The sequence below is a fragment of the Asticcacaulis sp. P2_B1 genome, assembly GCF_056404915.1.
The window spans coordinates 104,909-120,268 of record NZ_JBFUDD010000007.1; the positions used below are offsets into that span (position 1 = coordinate 104,909).

Annotated in this window: 15 protein-coding genes and 1 tRNA gene; 11 read left to right on the top strand and 5 right to left on the bottom strand. The window is 60.1% G+C overall.

Annotation, left to right across the window (positions count from 1 at the left end):
* Positions 1 to 36: 36 nt before the first annotated feature.
* The 8 genes from AC1DX3_RS16030 (at position 37) to AC1DX3_RS16065 (ending at position 4,652) form a co-directional block, all read left to right on the top strand.
* On the top strand, positions 37 to 504 hold the full coding sequence (locus tag AC1DX3_RS16030; protein WP_476990323.1) for a UPF0262 family protein: 468 nt from the start codon (positions 37 to 39) through the stop codon (positions 502 to 504).
* Positions 505 to 773: 269 nt separating this feature from the next.
* Positions 774 to 1,304: a porin family protein gene (locus AC1DX3_RS16035; protein WP_476990324.1), complete on the top strand. Its 531-nt coding sequence runs from the start codon at positions 774 to 776 to the stop codon at positions 1,302 to 1,304.
* Positions 1,305 to 1,522: 218 nt separating this feature from the next.
* Positions 1,523 to 2,263 carry a hypothetical protein gene (locus tag AC1DX3_RS16040; protein WP_476990325.1) on the top strand — a complete coding sequence of 247 codons (741 nt, stop codon included), beginning with the start codon at positions 1,523 to 1,525 and terminating at the stop codon, positions 2,261 to 2,263.
* 145 nt (positions 2,264 to 2,408) lie between these two features.
* Entirely contained in the window at positions 2,409 to 2,630 is a 222-nt protein-coding gene (gene infA / locus AC1DX3_RS16045) for a translation initiation factor IF-1 (protein WP_018081608.1), read from the top strand.
* Positions 2,631 to 2,645: 15 nt separating this feature from the next.
* A complete protein-coding gene (locus tag AC1DX3_RS16050; protein ID WP_476990326.1) occupies positions 2,646 to 3,227 on the top strand; it encodes a Maf family protein in 582 nt (193 codons plus the stop codon).
* Positions 3,221 to 4,246 (top strand): ribonuclease E/G, encoded by a 1,026-nt coding sequence (locus tag AC1DX3_RS16055; RefSeq protein WP_476990327.1) that lies wholly within the window; start codon positions 3,221 to 3,223, stop codon positions 4,244 to 4,246. The genes AC1DX3_RS16050 and AC1DX3_RS16055 overlap by 7 nt, the downstream gene beginning before the upstream one ends.
* Positions 4,243 to 4,479 (top strand): DNA gyrase inhibitor YacG, encoded by a 237-nt coding sequence (locus AC1DX3_RS16060; protein ID WP_476990328.1) that lies wholly within the window; start codon positions 4,243 to 4,245, stop codon positions 4,477 to 4,479. The genes AC1DX3_RS16055 and AC1DX3_RS16060 overlap by 4 nt, the downstream gene beginning before the upstream one ends.
* Before the next feature lie 97 nt (positions 4,480 to 4,576).
* Positions 4,577 to 4,652: transfer RNA gene (locus AC1DX3_RS16065), tRNA-Phe, on the top strand.
* A gap of 119 nt (positions 4,653 to 4,771) precedes the next feature.
* Here AC1DX3_RS16065 and AC1DX3_RS16070 read toward each other — a convergent pair.
* Together AC1DX3_RS16070 and AC1DX3_RS16075 are read right to left on the bottom strand one after the other, a co-directional pair.
* Positions 4,772 to 5,068 (bottom strand): antibiotic biosynthesis monooxygenase, encoded by a 297-nt coding sequence (locus tag AC1DX3_RS16070; protein ID WP_476990329.1) that lies wholly within the window; start codon positions 5,066 to 5,068, stop codon positions 4,772 to 4,774.
* A gap of 2 nt (positions 5,069 to 5,070) precedes the next feature.
* Entirely contained in the window at positions 5,071 to 5,976 is a 906-nt protein-coding gene (locus AC1DX3_RS16075) for a DMT family transporter (RefSeq protein ID WP_476990330.1), read from the bottom strand.
* An 89-nt stretch (positions 5,977 to 6,065) separates the two neighbouring features.
* Here AC1DX3_RS16075 and AC1DX3_RS16080 point away from each other — a divergent pair, with 89 nt between their 5' ends.
* Entirely contained in the window at positions 6,066 to 6,671 is a 606-nt protein-coding gene (locus AC1DX3_RS16080) for a CGNR zinc finger domain-containing protein (protein ID WP_476990331.1), read from the top strand.
* 94 nt (positions 6,672 to 6,765) lie between these two features.
* Here the strand turns inward: AC1DX3_RS16080 and AC1DX3_RS16085 are convergent, their stop codons facing one another.
* From AC1DX3_RS16085 to AC1DX3_RS16095, 3 genes are all read right to left on the bottom strand, one after another.
* Positions 6,766 to 6,921 (bottom strand): hypothetical protein, encoded by a 156-nt coding sequence (locus AC1DX3_RS16085; RefSeq protein ID WP_476990332.1) that lies wholly within the window; start codon positions 6,919 to 6,921, stop codon positions 6,766 to 6,768.
* 12 nt (positions 6,922 to 6,933) lie between these two features.
* Positions 6,934 to 9,402, bottom strand: a complete 2,469-nt coding sequence (gene galA / locus AC1DX3_RS16090) for a beta-galactosidase GalA (RefSeq protein WP_476990333.1) — start codon at positions 9,400 to 9,402, stop codon at positions 6,934 to 6,936.
* A gap of 117 nt (positions 9,403 to 9,519) precedes the next feature.
* Positions 9,520 to 10,347 carry an IclR family transcriptional regulator gene (locus AC1DX3_RS16095; protein ID WP_476990334.1) on the bottom strand — a complete coding sequence of 276 codons (828 nt, stop codon included), beginning with the start codon at positions 10,345 to 10,347 and terminating at the stop codon, positions 9,520 to 9,522.
* 595 nt (positions 10,348 to 10,942) lie between these two features.
* Between AC1DX3_RS16095 and AC1DX3_RS16100 the strand changes: the two genes are divergently transcribed.
* Both AC1DX3_RS16100 and AC1DX3_RS16105 read left to right on the top strand, forming a co-directional pair.
* Positions 10,943 to 11,989 carry a glycoside hydrolase family 5 protein gene (locus AC1DX3_RS16100; RefSeq protein WP_476990335.1) on the top strand — a complete coding sequence of 349 codons (1,047 nt, stop codon included), beginning with the start codon at positions 10,943 to 10,945 and terminating at the stop codon, positions 11,987 to 11,989.
* Positions 11,990 to 12,286: 297 nt separating this feature from the next.
* On the top strand, positions 12,287 to 15,268 hold the full coding sequence (locus AC1DX3_RS16105; protein ID WP_476990336.1) for a TonB-dependent receptor: 2,982 nt from the start codon (positions 12,287 to 12,289) through the stop codon (positions 15,266 to 15,268).
* Positions 15,269 to 15,360: the final 92 nt, after the last annotated feature.

A 15,360-nucleotide genomic window follows, 5' to 3' on the forward strand; every position in this document is an offset into this window, starting at 1 on the left:
TGCTCTTCGTGATTTAGACTATTTGAGAGGCTTAATATGCGCATCGCCAGGATCGATATCGACGAACAGTCGCTGAGCGCGCCGTCGGACCAGGTCGAGCACGAGCGCAAGGTCGCCATGTTCGATCTCATCGAAAAGAACAGCTTTACGCCCGAGGGCGCGGCGGAGGCCGGCAGTGAAGGCCCGTTCGACCTGCGTATCGCCTATGAAGACAATCGTCTGGTCTTCGAAATTACCGGCCCGAACTTCACGCGCAAGATCATGCTGTCCATGGCGCCGTTCAAGACGATGATGCGCGACTATGCCATGATCTGCGAAAGCTATTACGAGGCGTTGAAAAACGCCACGCCGGCGCAGATCGAGTCGATCGACATGGGCCGCCGCGGTGTCCACAACGAAGGCGCCGAACTTCTGACCGAGCGGTTGAAGGGCAAGGTCGAGATCGACCACGAAACCGCCCGCCGGCTGTTTACCCTGGTCAATGCGCTGCAAATCCGACCGTAAGCTAAATATAAAAAACCTATAAAAATTAATATCTTAACTGTTCATCTCCATTCATCAATGGGGCCGAAACGCGGCTCAAACCGGACACTTCGCCACATAAGCGACCAAACCTTGTCGGTATGGTCTTAATTGGTCCAAAAGACCTTGGAATGACCCAATAACCGCCCCACGAGTGCCCGACCGCCCTCCCATATTGTCTCCAGCGACACCTTGATCGCCGGCGTATCCGCTTCCCCGGATGCGACCAAACTCAGACTATGGAGCACATTATGAAAATCGCACTTATCGCTGCCGCCAGTATTCTCGCTGTTTCCGGTACTTTGGCCGGCGCCGGCATGGCCTCCGCCCAGGACGTGGGTAAGGTCTATGGTTCCGTTGGCTTCCAGAATACCAGCAATGACAAGCTGGGCACCGACCTGAACAGCGTCGATGCCCGCGTCGGCACCAAGATTACCCCCCATTTCGGCGTTGAAGGCGAAGCCGCTTTCGGCACCAACAAGGACACGACCGGTTGGGGCCACGTCAACAAGCTGACCAATAAGGCGGCTGTGTACGGCGTCGGCTATCTGCCGGTATCGCAGAGCTTCGACCTGATCGGCCGCGTCGGCGTCTCCGACACCAATCTGAAGTCGCCGGCCAATAACAAGTACGAAGAAGGCACGGCCCTCGATTACGGTGTCGGCGCCCAGTACCACATCAACCCCAGCTACGCGCTGCGCGCCGACCTGACGCGTTCGGACTTCAACGGCGACAAGGGTAATGCCACCACCTCGACCGTCAGCCTCGTGAAAAAGTTCTAGGGTTCTTCCCTCTTACCTGGGACTTTCTCACGTTTCGAGAGCGGCCTGCATTCTGATCGAATGCAGGCCGCTCCCCTTTTATGTTTATGTTTTCACGCAACGCGTATTGCTTTGGGCCCCCTGCCGATGCCGGTGAGGGGCCTTTGCCTATGCCTGTTTAGGCAATTGTCAAAGCGCGAGCCGCCTTGCAATCTGTGGTCAAAGCGTGGAGACGATGCATGAAACCCTTGGCCCTTGTCCTTATTATCGCCATCGCGGCCGTGGCCGCCGGCGCGGCTGACGCCGACGATCGTGCCCCGACCGCCGGTGAAGCCGCCGTGATCGCCAAATTCAAGACGGTAATCAACCACACCCTCGATGATCTAGGGGCCGCCAGCGGCCTGCAGGAGCGCGATCTGAACCGTCAAGACATTCCACCTGACGGTCAGGTCTACGGCAGTGATGAAGGCCAGTTCATCTTCTACGGCGATATTTCGCGCTTTTACGAAGGCGCGCCGGTCGACAACACCGCAAAAATGCAGGCCCTCGCGACTCGTTTGCAGGCCGCCCGCGATTCCGCCAGTCAGCAAAAGATCATCGCCGAAATTCAGGCCCTGGGTGCGGACGGGCAGAATGAGCCGGCGCACCTGCTGATCAATTCCTCGCACAACGTGCCCTATTTCGCGATCGACGGCGACGAACCCAGGGCGCTCGACCACCTGCCGGCTGGCACGTGCGCAGCCTATGAGGTCAAGGCCGCCATGGTGGCCAATGCCAAGGCCTATAATCTCGAATTCTGCGACCCCGCGGCGTTCAAACGTGACGACGCCTCGGGTTTTACGCGCTACCACTTCGCTCATAATGACGGATTTGCCCATATCGAGGACATCGAGATCCATATCGAAGGCACGCCGGATATCGTCGACTCCCTGCTAAAGGACTATGACTGGACCCAGGTTCGCAAGGCGTTGACGGAATGACGGATTTTGGGACCCGATTTTGGGACCGCGATATTTAGCCTTTCCTCTTCAGGTCTTTAGGTATAAACGGCGCACTCATCTATTCGAGCGCCGTTTGAGTCTCCGTGCGGGACCAGGCCGCTTCCTATCCTGTTTGAGGGGCCGTATGGCAAAAGAAGAACTTCTGGAGTTTCCGGGTACCGTGATCGAGCTGTTGCCGAACGCCACCTTCCGCGTCAAGCTGGAAGAAAGCGGCCACGAGATCATCGCCCACACCGCCGGCAAGATGCGCAAGAACCGCATCCGCGTCCTGGCCGGCGACCGCATCCTGGTCGAAATGACTCCCTATGACCTGACCAAGGGTCGCATTACCTATCGCTTCAAGTAAGCGCCGCGCTGGCTCATGACCGGGACACATCCCTTCATTTTGGCCAGCGCCAGCCCGAGACGCCGCGAACTGCTGGCTGGGATCGGTCTTGTCCCCGACCTTATCGCCGCCGCGGACTTCGATGAAACGCCGTTAAAAGATGAAACGCCCCCGGCCATGGCTTTGCGCCTGGCCATCGCCAAGGCGCAAGCGGTCGCCGCGCAGACGCCGGGCTATGTCCTGGCGGCGGACACCGTGGTCTGCGTCGGCAGGCGGTTCCTCGACAAGGCGAACAGCGCCGACGATGTGCGCAAATGCCTTGAGCTGCTGTCCGGTCGCGGCCACCGCGTCTATACCGGTCTGGCGGTGGTCAATCCGGTGGGGCGTCTATCCTCGCGCCTGGTCGAAACCCGCCTGACCTTCAAACGCCTGAGCCCCGCCGAGACCGCCGCCTATGTCGCTTCCGGCGAAGGTATCGGCAAGGCCGGCGGCTACGGCATCCAGGGGCGGGCAGGGGCGTTTGTGACGCGCCTGGTTGGCAGCTTCACCTCGGTGGTCGGTTTGCCGGTCTATGAGACGCAATGCCTGCTCGAAGGCGCGGGGTACCGGCCGTGCTGACGCTCTTTCATGAAAACCGGTTCGGCCTGACGCGCGCGGCGGTCTTTCACAAGGGCAGGCCCCACCTCTATGCCGAAGGCTATGATAACGACGCTTCGCTCACCTTGCAGGGCGTGCGTTCGGTGGCCCGGCTTAAGTCGCGCAACGGCAATGTCGCCTTCCTGACCCTGGCCGACGGCAGCGACGCGGTGTTGGACGCCCCTCAGGAGATCATGCACCGCCTGACCGAAGGCGCCGCCGTTGGGGTCGAGATCGTTGCCGAGGCCCGGCGTGAAAAGATTGCCCGTGCCCGCTACATCGCCACGGCCGAGGGCGCGCCGCGCCGTCTGAGCCCGCAAATGAGCCTGAAAGACCGCCTGCTGAATCAGGCGCTGACCTGGCTGGGCGATCAGGATGTGGTCAACGGCGATCCCGACGACGTTAGCGATGCCCTTAACGACGCCGAAGAGGGCGCTCTGGAGCCCTCAGGGGCGCTGACCGGCGGCGGCTATCTCAGCATCGAGCGCACACGTGCCCTGATCGCCTGCGACGTGGATACGGCCGGTGGCGACGACGGCATGGTCCACACGGCCCGCGATTTCGCGCGCGGGTGCAATGAGCGTGCGGTGACCGAACTGGCGCGGCGCCTCCGCCTGTCGGGCTTCGGGGGGCTAATCGTCATCGACCTGGTGGGTGTCCGCCACGACGCCGAGCGCCTGCGCCAATTGCTGCTGGCGGCGTTTGCTGCCGAGGCCGCCGGTATCGTGCTTGGGCAATTCGGCAAGTTCGGCACGTTCGACTTTGCCCGGCCGTGGGGCGGTTGCCCTCTGATCGACGCCGACCCGGACCTGCGCAGCGCGCATCGGCTGTTACGGCAAGCCGCCGAACGCGCTGAAAACGAGCGCGGCCGCGTCGTGACCTTGCGCGCGCCGTTATCGACCTTAGATAGGCTACGTCCGTTAGTGTCGGGGTCGCTCGACCCGCTGGCGCCCATGCTCCGTCTTGAGGCCGCCGCCAAGCCCGAGGTTGTTATCCTATGATCCGTTACTGTACCCGCTGTCGCCAGGCCTATGGCGAAGCCGTTGAAGGTGTGGTGAGCGCCGCGCCTTCCTACGCCCCGTTTTGCTCGAAACGCTGCGCCGATGTCGACCTGGTGCACTGGCTGAAAGGCGAGTATGTCATCGACGGCGCCGGCGGCCTTTCGGTCAGTGACGATGAAAGCGTTGAAAACAGCGCGCAATTGCCGGTTTCCTACGGCGAGGACGAGGACTGAATTTTTCGATTTAGCCTGCCTTTTCGGCTGGACAAGGCGGTTTACCTCCCCTATAGACCTGCCTCCCGTCGCAGCGCTTTGAGCGTTCACGTCAAGGGCCTGGATAGCTCAGTTGGTAGAGCAGYGGATTGAAAATCCGCGTGTCGCTGGTTCGATTCCGGCTCCAGGCACCACTTTTTCCCAATTTTTGTGATGTGATTGCGCGGCATAAGAAGCGCGTTTTGAATCTAAATAGGCGATATTCTTCTATGCGGTGTCCGCTAGGAGGTCCGCTATACCCGTTCCATTCGCTCTAAAACACCTCGTAGACGTTCACCGTGGGTTCGAGCTCGATCAGATAGTCGCGATCGAAGTCGTAATATTTGGCGACGAGATAATCCTCGCCGGCAAATGCCTTGATGGCGTTAAGGTCCGACCAGAAGGTCAGCATCTGAAAATGCGCCACCTCGCCATCGCTGCGGCGCAGGACATGGGCGCCGAGATTGCCCGGAATGGCGTTGTAGTCGGGGACGGCCACCGACCGCATCAGGTCGAGATAGGCGTCGGCTTTGGCGATCGGTGTAACGCCGTACCACAGACGTGCGAGCATGTTCAGGCCTCCTTGGCATGCAAAGATATGTAAGCGGCGCCCAGCATGACCGCCATGCCGACCCAGGTGACGGCGGGCACGCGCTCATGCAGGGCAATGGCGCCGGTCAGGACGGCGATCGCCGGCGAGACGAAGGCGAAATTGCCCGAGCGCGACGCGCCGACGTCGCGCAACAGCTTCATATAGAGGGCGAACGCCACCAGGGAGCCGAAGACGGTGAGATAGAGCCATCCTGTCCAGGCCTCGGCCGTCCAGCGAAAGCGCAAGGCTTCGCGGGCGCCCGGTTCGACAGCCAGCGAAGCCGCCAGCAGGATCAAGCCGCCGGCCAGGAGCGATACGCCCGATATGAAGGTCGCCGAATAGAGTCGCAGCAGTGGCCGCGACAGAACGGAACCCAGGGCATAGGTGAAGGCCGACAGGGCGACCGCCACGCCGCCGATCACCCGCATCCGGCCCTGGCCGTGGGCGGCCAGCATGCGTCCGAGGTCGGGCGAAAACATGATCGCCACGCCGATAATGCCGAGGACGAGGGCGGCGACCTTGCGCACGGTCAGCTTTTCCTCACCCAAGGCGACGGCGCAAAATAACAGGGCGACCGGTGTCAGGGACATCTCGATGACGGCGGACAGGCCGGATTCGATGAATTGCATGCCCCAGAACAGCGGGCCGTAGCACAGGACGATCATCAGCAGGCTGACGACTGTAAGGCGGCCTGTGTCGGGCCATGTCCATTGCCGGAGGGCGCGGTCGCGGCTGCCCACCGCCGTCATGATGATACCGGCGGCGATAAAACGCGTGCCAGCGATAAGGAGGGGCGGTTCGGTGGCGATGGCGATCTTGGTCGCCCACCACGTCGTTCCCCAGACGAAGCACAGGACACAGAAGGCCAGGAAGGCTTTCGAAGTCATGGCACTCGTCCTCCGGATGATGATTGAGTAATGGATAAAAAACGTTTATAGCATTACATATTAAGTATCGATATGGCAAATTGCGTCCCATGACAACCCATCCTTCCGTTGCCACTATGAAGCTGGTCGCCGGCGATTCCGTGCTGGATTTCACCAATACGGTCGACTGTCGCCTGGGTGAATGGCGTGGCGATGTCCTGGTCGATTACGCCGACCTGGTCGCCTGGGCTGTGCGCGTCGATGTCCTGGGCGCTGGTTTGGCGGACGCGCTGTTAGCTACGGCGGCGGGCGACACACGGGCCGCCGAGCGCGCTCTTGAACGCGCCAAGGCCTTGCGGGAGGCCCTCTATCGCATCTTCCTCAGCGAGAGCGAGGGGCGGGGGGATGCGCATGAGGACATGGACTTGCTGAACGATTGGATATTGCGCGCGACGGGTCAGCGCCGGTTGGTGGCGGACGGCGCCGTGGGCTGGCGATGGTGCGATGGTGTCTCGCTTGATGCCGTTACGTTTCGCGTGGCCATGGCGGCGACGGATCTGCTGCTGAAACGCGACCGCCGGCCGGTGCGGGCCTGCCCCGGGCCACACTGCGGCTGGCTATTCCTCGATACGACCAAGGGCGGGCGGCGGTTATGGTGTTCGTCGCAGGGCTGCGGCACGCGTGTGCGGGTCGCCCGCTTTCGCGCGTCGGCATGAGGGCGCCGACCAGGATCAGCTTCGGCGCAAGCGATTGCGAAATCCATGATGTCAAATCATCGGCCGGGCAAGGAGAACGGCGCTGTCTGGCCGATCAAACCACACCTTCGCCAGTGACTTTGAGCACGGGCGTAAAGGCCGGTTTGGCATCCGGCAGCTTGACCGTCAGGCCATCCATGCTCAGCTCAAGCGGCACAGGGCCGCGGCCCTGAAATAAGGGCGATTGCGCCTTGGCTGATCTGTCATTCAACGTGGCCGCGCTTTAACTCGCGGTCAGGATGATCTTACCCGCCAGCAAGCCTTCGGCACTGGCGGTGACGGTGATTGCCCCCGCACCCGTTGTCTGGACGATGGCGCAGCATAACCCGTTGAAGGCCATGCGTTGTGACGCCTTGTCGGACTCATGGCTGTTCGGATTGCCGTTGCCGACGCCGATCACCGACGCCGGCCCCGTGACGGCGAATGAGATGAGACTATCGGCCTGTGGCACGGGGATGCCGCGCTTGTCGAAGACCTCGGCCCGGATGACGGCACAGTCGGGATCCTTGGACCGGTCGCCACCGGTCAAAGCGCTGCGATCCGCGGTCAGGACGATTTTGGCGGGCGCGCCGGCGGTCTCACGCGTCTCCTTCAGCACGACCTGGCCGTTTTTATAGCCGTAGGCGACGATCTTGCCGGGCTGATGGACAACATTCCATTCGACGTGGCGATCCTTTTCGACGGTCTTCCTGCCCGCCGACTTGCCGTTGACGAACAGCTCGACCGCATCGCAGTTGGAATGGACCCAGACCGAAACCGTCGAGCCTGCGTCCCAGTTCCAGTGCGGGAACAGATGCAGCAGGGGCTCGGGCCGCCACCAGGCGCGGTAATAATAGTAGGTATCTTTGGGGAAACCGCAGGTATCCAGCACGCCGAACTGCGAGGAGATCGACGGCCAGGTGCTGTAGGGCGTGGGTTCGCCACGATAATCGAACCCGGTCCAGATGAAGCCGCCGCCGATAAAGGGCTTCGAATCGAAATGCGGCCACCAGCCTTCGGCCGTCGTGGCATAGAACGGCGCTTCGGTGTCATAGGCACGCACGGTGTGGGTGGCGTCGTTTTTGACATATTCACCGCGTGTCCCCACGGCCGAGGCGGTTTCCGTGCCGATGATCGGCAGCTTGGGGAAAGTCTTGTGGAAATCGTCGATCTTGGCGTCGTTATAGTTGAAGCCTATGACGTCCAGAACCTCGGTAATGCCCTGGCCATAGCCATTTTCCATGGCCGCGGTAATGCCGCGTGTCGGGTCCAGATCGTTGCAGACGCGCTTCATGGCGCGGGCAATATTGGCGCCGCGGTCCGTGCCCTGCTGGGGCTCTTCATTGCCGATCGACCACAGGATGACCGAAGGGTGATTACGGTCGCGCCTGATCATGGTCGCCAGGTCGTCGAGTCCCTGATCGGACGAGGTCATCATGCGCGTTTCATCTATGACCAAAATACCCATCTCGTCGCACAGATCGAGCACTTCGGAGGTCGGCGGATTGTGCGAGGTGCGATAGGCGTTGCAACCCATATCTTTCAGGCATTGCAGGCGGTAACGCTGGATGGCGTCGGGGATGGCGGCGCCCACGCCCGCGTGATCCTGGTGATTGCAGGTGCCTTTTAGTTTGACGGATTGGCCATTCAGGAAGAAGCCGGCATCCGGGTCGAACCTGATATCGCGGAAGCCGAAGCGTGTGCTGACCTTGTCCAGCGTGACCTTGCTCTTATCGTCGGACAGGGTGGTGGTGAGCGTATAGAGGAAGGGATCTTCCAACGACCATAGATGCGGCGTGGCGACATTGAGCTTATAGGTGACGGTCTCGGTCTGGCGGGCCTTGACCGTCAGAGTCTGGCCCTGGCTCTGGGCCGTGCTGGACCCCAGCGTGGACAGAATGCCGACCGTTATATCCTGAAGGCTGTCGTTGCGAACCGCGGTCGTGACCTCGACCGTGCCATCGGTTTGCGGACGGACCAGAACGCCATATTGCGGGATGTGGACCGGATCGGTCTTGGTCAGCCAGACATGGCGGTAGATGCCGGCGCCTTCATAGAACCAGCCTTCGCCCAGGGAGGCGTCGACGCGCACCAGTATGGTATTCGGCTTGTCGTCGGTATTGAGGAAATCGTTCAATTCGACGCGGAACGGCGTATAGCCGCCGTCGTGCTGCTTGACGACATAGCCGTTGATGATGACGAGTGCATTGCGGAAGACGCCGTCGAATTCCAGGCTGATACGCTGACCGGCATCGGCGGCATCCAGTTTCAACGTCTTGCGGTACCAGCCGATGCTGGTTTCAGGATAGTCGCGGCCCAACGGCTTGAAACCATGATTGGCGGCCGGGTCCCAGCCCGCGGTGGGGGCGTCAGGCTTGAGCACGAACGGCAGCTCCACAGCCCAGTCGTGCGGCAGGTTCAGGGACCGCCAGGCGGAATCGTCGTAATCGGAAGCGGCCACCGGGGTGGCATTTGTCCCCTGTTTGGCGAAGGTGTTCAGATTCTTGCCCCAGCCAAAGTCCTTCTCCATATCGTTGAGATGTCCGAACGCAAAACGCCAGCCGTCGTCGAAACGTTCACGGCCTGCGCGCTCGGCCGCCGGGATCGCTTTTTTTGTCGCAAGGGCCGGCATATTCGACGCATGGACGCCGGTCTCGACCAGGGCCAGCACGGAGGCCGAAGCGAGGACATCGCGGCGATGAAGATGAAGCATGCGGTATTTCCTTGGGCTATTGAATGGAATTGGGGGGCAATAAGCGATCAGCCACGGCGTGTTGCGCCGAGGCTGGGGTTCGCGTAAGCGGGTGCTGTCGTACGTCCGCCGCCGGGGTTAGGCGGCCAGCGCGTCGCCACGCAGCGACTCGTTCAGCTGTTCGGCGGCCTGCTGCAAGGCCGCCAGACACCAGGTCAGGTTCGGACTGCCGTGCGTCTGGATATAGGGAATGGTCAGGGCGGCGACGAAGTGGCCGTTGCCGAAGATCGGGCACGAGATATCGGTAACATCCGGCAGGTGCGGATTGGTGATCTGGGCAAAACCTGTCTCGGTTGTTTTTTGCACGGCCTTCTTCAGCGACGTCCATGGGTGTGCGTCGACAACGGCCGAAAGGCCGTGAGGCCAATGGGCGACGTCCGAGTTTTTCATGAATGCGGCGAATGCCAACCCTGGAGCCGACTCCGGAATATCGTAGCGGAATCCCAGCGGGACATGAATACCGAAAGAACCGCCCGATTCTTCCTGGCTGACGACCTGCAAATCCGGGTAGGCGAGTACGGCCAGATTGCACGACTGGGAGATGTTGTCGGACAGGGCGCGCATGATGGGCTGGGCATGGTCGAGCAGGCGTTGGTGCGGCAGTGCCGTCGACTGAAGTTCGCACAGCTTGTTCGTGCGCTCGTAAGATCCGGTCGCGCCGGCGCGAGTGACGTAACCCCGTTGCTGGAGAATGCGGAGGGAACGGTAAACCGACGAACTTGACAGGCCCAATACCGCCGCCAATCCCGACAACGTCTCAGGCGCCCGGCAGGTTGCCAAATATTCCAGGATCTTCAGCCCGGTGACGAGTGCGCGGGGAGCGGCGCCGTCGAATTCGGCTGGCAGGCACGCCGGGGCCGCGAATGGGATGTTTTTCGTCAGGCTGAGTTTGTTATGGCTTGTCATGTGCGCTTCCCTGATTTTGGCGGACAGTCTACTCCATTCAGGGGTGCAAGCTAACATGCGGAAAAGGTTTGGTTTTTTACCTCACCTCCGGCGCGCCTCAGGTGTAATTGTCCAAGTTGTCCGAATCCGTACAGCCCGGCCTCATCGCCCGGATGCGATTTGACGGGCTTCAGGGACCGGACGGCTCAGCGGTCGCCTATTTTATCAGCGATTTTTAATTTTACTTGTGAATATTCAGGAAGATGGATATCCATTAGAGAAAGGCATGCCCGGTCCTGTCCACAAAGTCCGGTGCCGCAGCCCATAAAAACATATGCACAGAACGACTGAGGAACGCATGGAAATCGGAAGGCGTCAGCTGATACTATCGACGGTGGCTGTGGCCGCGACCTGCACGGCCTGTGGGGGAGGCGGGTCCGGAAGCGGCGGGAGCTCGTCTTCGTCGTCATCATCATCATCTTCGTCTTCGTCTTCGTCTTCGTCTTCGTCTTCGTCGTCATCATCGTCTTCTTCATCATCGTCGTCATCTTCCTCGTCGGCTTCCGGCCTCTATCCGAGCTATAATACGAGCCCGATCACCGCGGATGCGACGGGCATGACCAGCACGGCCGTCCAGATCGCGGACCGCATCAAGCTGGGCTGGAACGCCGGCAACACGCTGGAAGCGTCCGGCGGCGAAACCAACTGGGGCAATCCGATGATCACCCAGGCGCTGATCGACAAGGTCAAGGAACTGGGCTTCGACGCGGTTCGCCTGCCATGTTCTTGGGACCAGTACGCGGACCAGACGACGGCAAAGATTTCCGACAGTTGGCTCAATCGGGTGAAGGACGTCGTCCAGTATTGCATCAATGCCGATCTCTATGTCCTGCTCAATATCCACTGGGATGGCGGCTGGCTGGAAAATCACGTCGATGCTGTGAACAAGGACGCGGTCGTCGCGAAGCAAAAAGCCTTCTGGGAACAGATCGCCACGCATCTGCGCGGCTTCGACGAGCGCCTGATGTTCGCCAGCGCGAACGAGCCCAATGCCGACGATGCAGCGGAGGCGGATATTCTGCTGACCTACCATCAGACCTTCATCGACGCCGTCCGCGCGACCGGCGGTAAAAACGCCTATCGTGTGCTGGTCGTCCAGGCGCCCAACACCAGTACGGAACTGGCGGTTTCATTGTGGAAGAAAGAGCCTGTCGATCCGGCAGTGAACCGCCTGATGCTGGAAGCGCACAATTACACCCCTTACCAGTTTACAGCCCTGTCCGAGGATGCCTCCTGGGGCAAGATGTTCTATTACTGGGGCAAGGACCATCATTCGACGATCGAACCGGACCGTAATTCCACATGGGGCGAAGAGGATTATGTCGATCAGCAGATGACGGCGATGAAAGAGCATTTCACCAGCCTCGGCATACCGGTCCTGATGGGCGAGTATGGCGCCTTCCGTCGCGGCTCGGGGCCGCTGGACATGGCCACGCACAACGCCTCGGTGACGCACTGGATGAAATACGTTACGCAGCAGGCGATCGCCAACGGTGTCCTGCCCTTCGTGTGGGATACCGGCGGGCTTATCGACCGGCGCGCCCTGACGGTCAATGACCCGGACAGCCTGAACGCCATGCTGGAAGCCGCCGGCAAAAAATAGGTCCCAGATCACTGCGGCCTGCGTCAGAACTGACGCCCTGTCGGCAAGTCGCGATGTCGCAGAGATTTTTCTTATCCAAAAAGATTGCAATGGGCCGGACATTGGTGTGTCGGCCGTCGGATTTGTGTTGCCTGCGCAACATGTGAAAATTTACATTTAAAATTTTATTTTACACTTGAATCTTTCGGGCTTAATGTGACTATTGTCCGACAAATCAAACAGAGGGGAGGTTGCAACTCCCTCGTACGAGGCATGAAGCGGCGATAGGCGTCCGCTTCGACCAGAGAGGAAACAAATATGAACAAGAGCAGATCGAAGTTGTGGCTTGGCGCGGGGGTTTCAGCCCTGGCCCTGCTGACCATCGTCATGTCCGCGGAGGCGCAGGATACGGCGCCGGCGGCAACGGGCGATACCAGCGCGGCCAGCGGCGACGAGACGGTCGTTGTTGTCACGGCGCGCCGCAAGGCTTTGCAGACGGCGACCGAGCGGAAGAAGAATTCCGACACGATGATCGATTCGGTGGTGGCCGACGAAGCCGGCAAGCTGCCGGATAATTCGATCACGGAAGTTTTGCAGCGCGTTTCGGGTGTCTCCATCGTCCGCTTCGGCTCCCTGGGGGATCCGGACCACTTCTCGGCCGAGGGCTCCGGCATCCAGGTCCGCGGGTTGTCGGGCGTCGCCGGACTTTTGAACGGCCGCGAAGTTTTCAGCGCCAATGGCGGCCAGGGCCTGTTGTGGGGCGACGTGACGCCGGAACTGATGTCGGCCGTCGACGTTTACAAGGATTCGACCGCGGACCGCCTGATCGGTGGCACCGGCGGCGCCATCGATCTGCGCACCAAGATGCCGTTCGATTACAAGAAGCCGGCTTTCCAGGCCAGTATCGGTGATTCGTACGGCGACCTGGTGAAGAAGCACACGCCGTCGGCGTCCTTCCTTGTCACCGACCGTTGGGACACGCCGATCGGTGAGGTCGGCGCCCTGGTCGATCTGGCCTATAGCAAGTTCTCGTCGCACGACAATTTCATCCGCGCCGAACCCTTCTATAAAACCCAGGTTCAAGGGGTCGACCGCTATATTCCGGGTGGTTTCGACTACGGCTGGGATGACTTCAATCGCGAACGCACAGGCGTTTATGCGGCGTTCCAGTGGAAGCCCAGCGATACGCTGCAATTCTATACGACCCTGTTCTCGTCTAAATATGAGGCCGACAATACGGGCGGCGGGGAATTCGTCGTTTCGCAAAATATGACGGTCGACCCCACCGGCCACAATGTTTTCGATTCGAGCGGAGCGCTGATCAGTTCCGACAAATTGACTACCTACAATGCCAATGACGGCTCGCTCAACGGAGCACCGCTCGGTGTCGGCGGCGACACGGGGAGGAACAATTCGGACCATACCACCAGCGACTGGACGACCGGTTTCAGCTGGCAGCCCAACGACCGGACGAAGGTCAGCGGCGCGATCCAGTTCGTCGATTCGGAATCACATTCGAAGAGTTACGATCTCTTTCCGTCGATCAGCTATCCGGGTACGTTCGGGATCGATCTGTCCGGCAAGCTGCCGAAAATTACCCTGCCGGCCAATGCGGCGACGCTGTTCGGCGATCCCGCCGCCTATCATATCGGCGCGGACATGACCCATATCGAAAGCAATCACGGCACCATGGGCGCCGGCAATTTCGATGTCGACTGGGCGCTTTCCGATACGGGTTTCATCCGCGACATCAAATGGGGCGCGCGCTATGCCAGCCGCGTCGAGCGTGACGATGTCTCCGGCTACAACTGGTCGAATGTTTGCCAGGGTTGGGACGGCTGCGATAATTCCTACGACTCGCCCACCAGCTTTGCCCATGCCCACCAGGAGAGCGATGTCGGCCAGGCCGGGTTCCAGAACTTCTTCCGTGGCCAGATACCCTTGCCGGGCAATCTTTTCACAGCGAGCAACGAACTGGTGACGATGTTCGATCCCACCTATATTCGTAAATATTACGGTATCGGTAGCGGCAGCAACATCATTACGCTGCGCGACTCGGACTATGCGCACGGCGTCGACAAGACGACCGAAGCCTATGTGATGGCGCGCTTCGCCAGCGACACGGGTTGGTTCGGCGTCCCTTTCACGGGTAATTTCGGCATCCGTTTCGCTCAGGTCGACCATGAATCGCAGGGCAGTTTCGTCAATTACGGCTCGGTACTTAACACCACGACCAACACCTACAGCCCGGCCTATTTCAACAACGGGACGCCCTATTACCTGCTGCCAGGCTCACACCTGCAATCGGGCGGCCGGAAAACAACCAGGGCCCTGCCTTCGTTCAATATCGCGTTCGCGCCGGATCCGACCGTAAAGGTCCGCTTCGCCTTCAATACGACGATGGATTTGCCGAGCTATACGGCGACCAAGGCCACAGGCGGCAACGGGGTCAGCCTCGATACGACCAACCCGACCATGCCGACCCTTAAGGGTTTCTCGACGAACGCCGGCAATCCGCAACTGAAGCCGATGTTCTCCGATAATCTCGACCTCTCCCTGGAGTGGTACAAGTCCAACAGTTTCAATGCGCACTTGGCATTGTTCCATAAGGACATCAAGAACATCATGGTCTACGGCACCTCGCTGGTTCAGACGCCCTTCACCTATATCGACGTGAACGGCAATAATCCGACCATCAAGATGGAACAGGCCGTCAGCACCAACACCTATAATTCGGCGGAGAGCGCGACGATTTCCGGCTATGAAATCGGCGTGCGCAAGTTCTTCGATCAATTGCCGTCGCCCTGGGACGGTTTGGGCTTCGAGACCAACTACACCTATATCAACAGCCATAATCCGGGTGATGTTTCCCACGACATCAATGGCGTGACGCACTTCGACACGCCCATAACCGGCATGTCGCCGCATAACTTCAACCTGACGACCATGTATGAAAAAGGACCGTGGTCGGCGCGGGTCGCCTATAGCTGGCGTTCACGCTACCTGATGAGCACCAACTCGAACGGTACGGCCAGCACCTATACCTATCATGACTACGCCAATGGCACGAGCTCGGCTACCCTGTTCGCCTTGCCGCTCTATTCGGCAAGCTACGGGCAGATCGATCTTGGCGGCAGCTATAGGTTCAACGATCATATTATCGTCTCGCTTGAAGCCAGCAATGTCACGGATGCGATTCCCCGCACCCTGCAGGGTGGCTACCCGAACGGCGACCTGCTCCCGAGAAGCTGGTTTATCGCCGATCGCCGCGTCAATCTGAGCGTCAGGTTCAGTTATTAAATGTGCCGGTAAGACGGGCAAAATCTTCTCCCCGAAGACCTGAAGAAGGTCTCTGACTGGTTCCCTCGCCCTGTGGCGGGGGAACCTTTTTT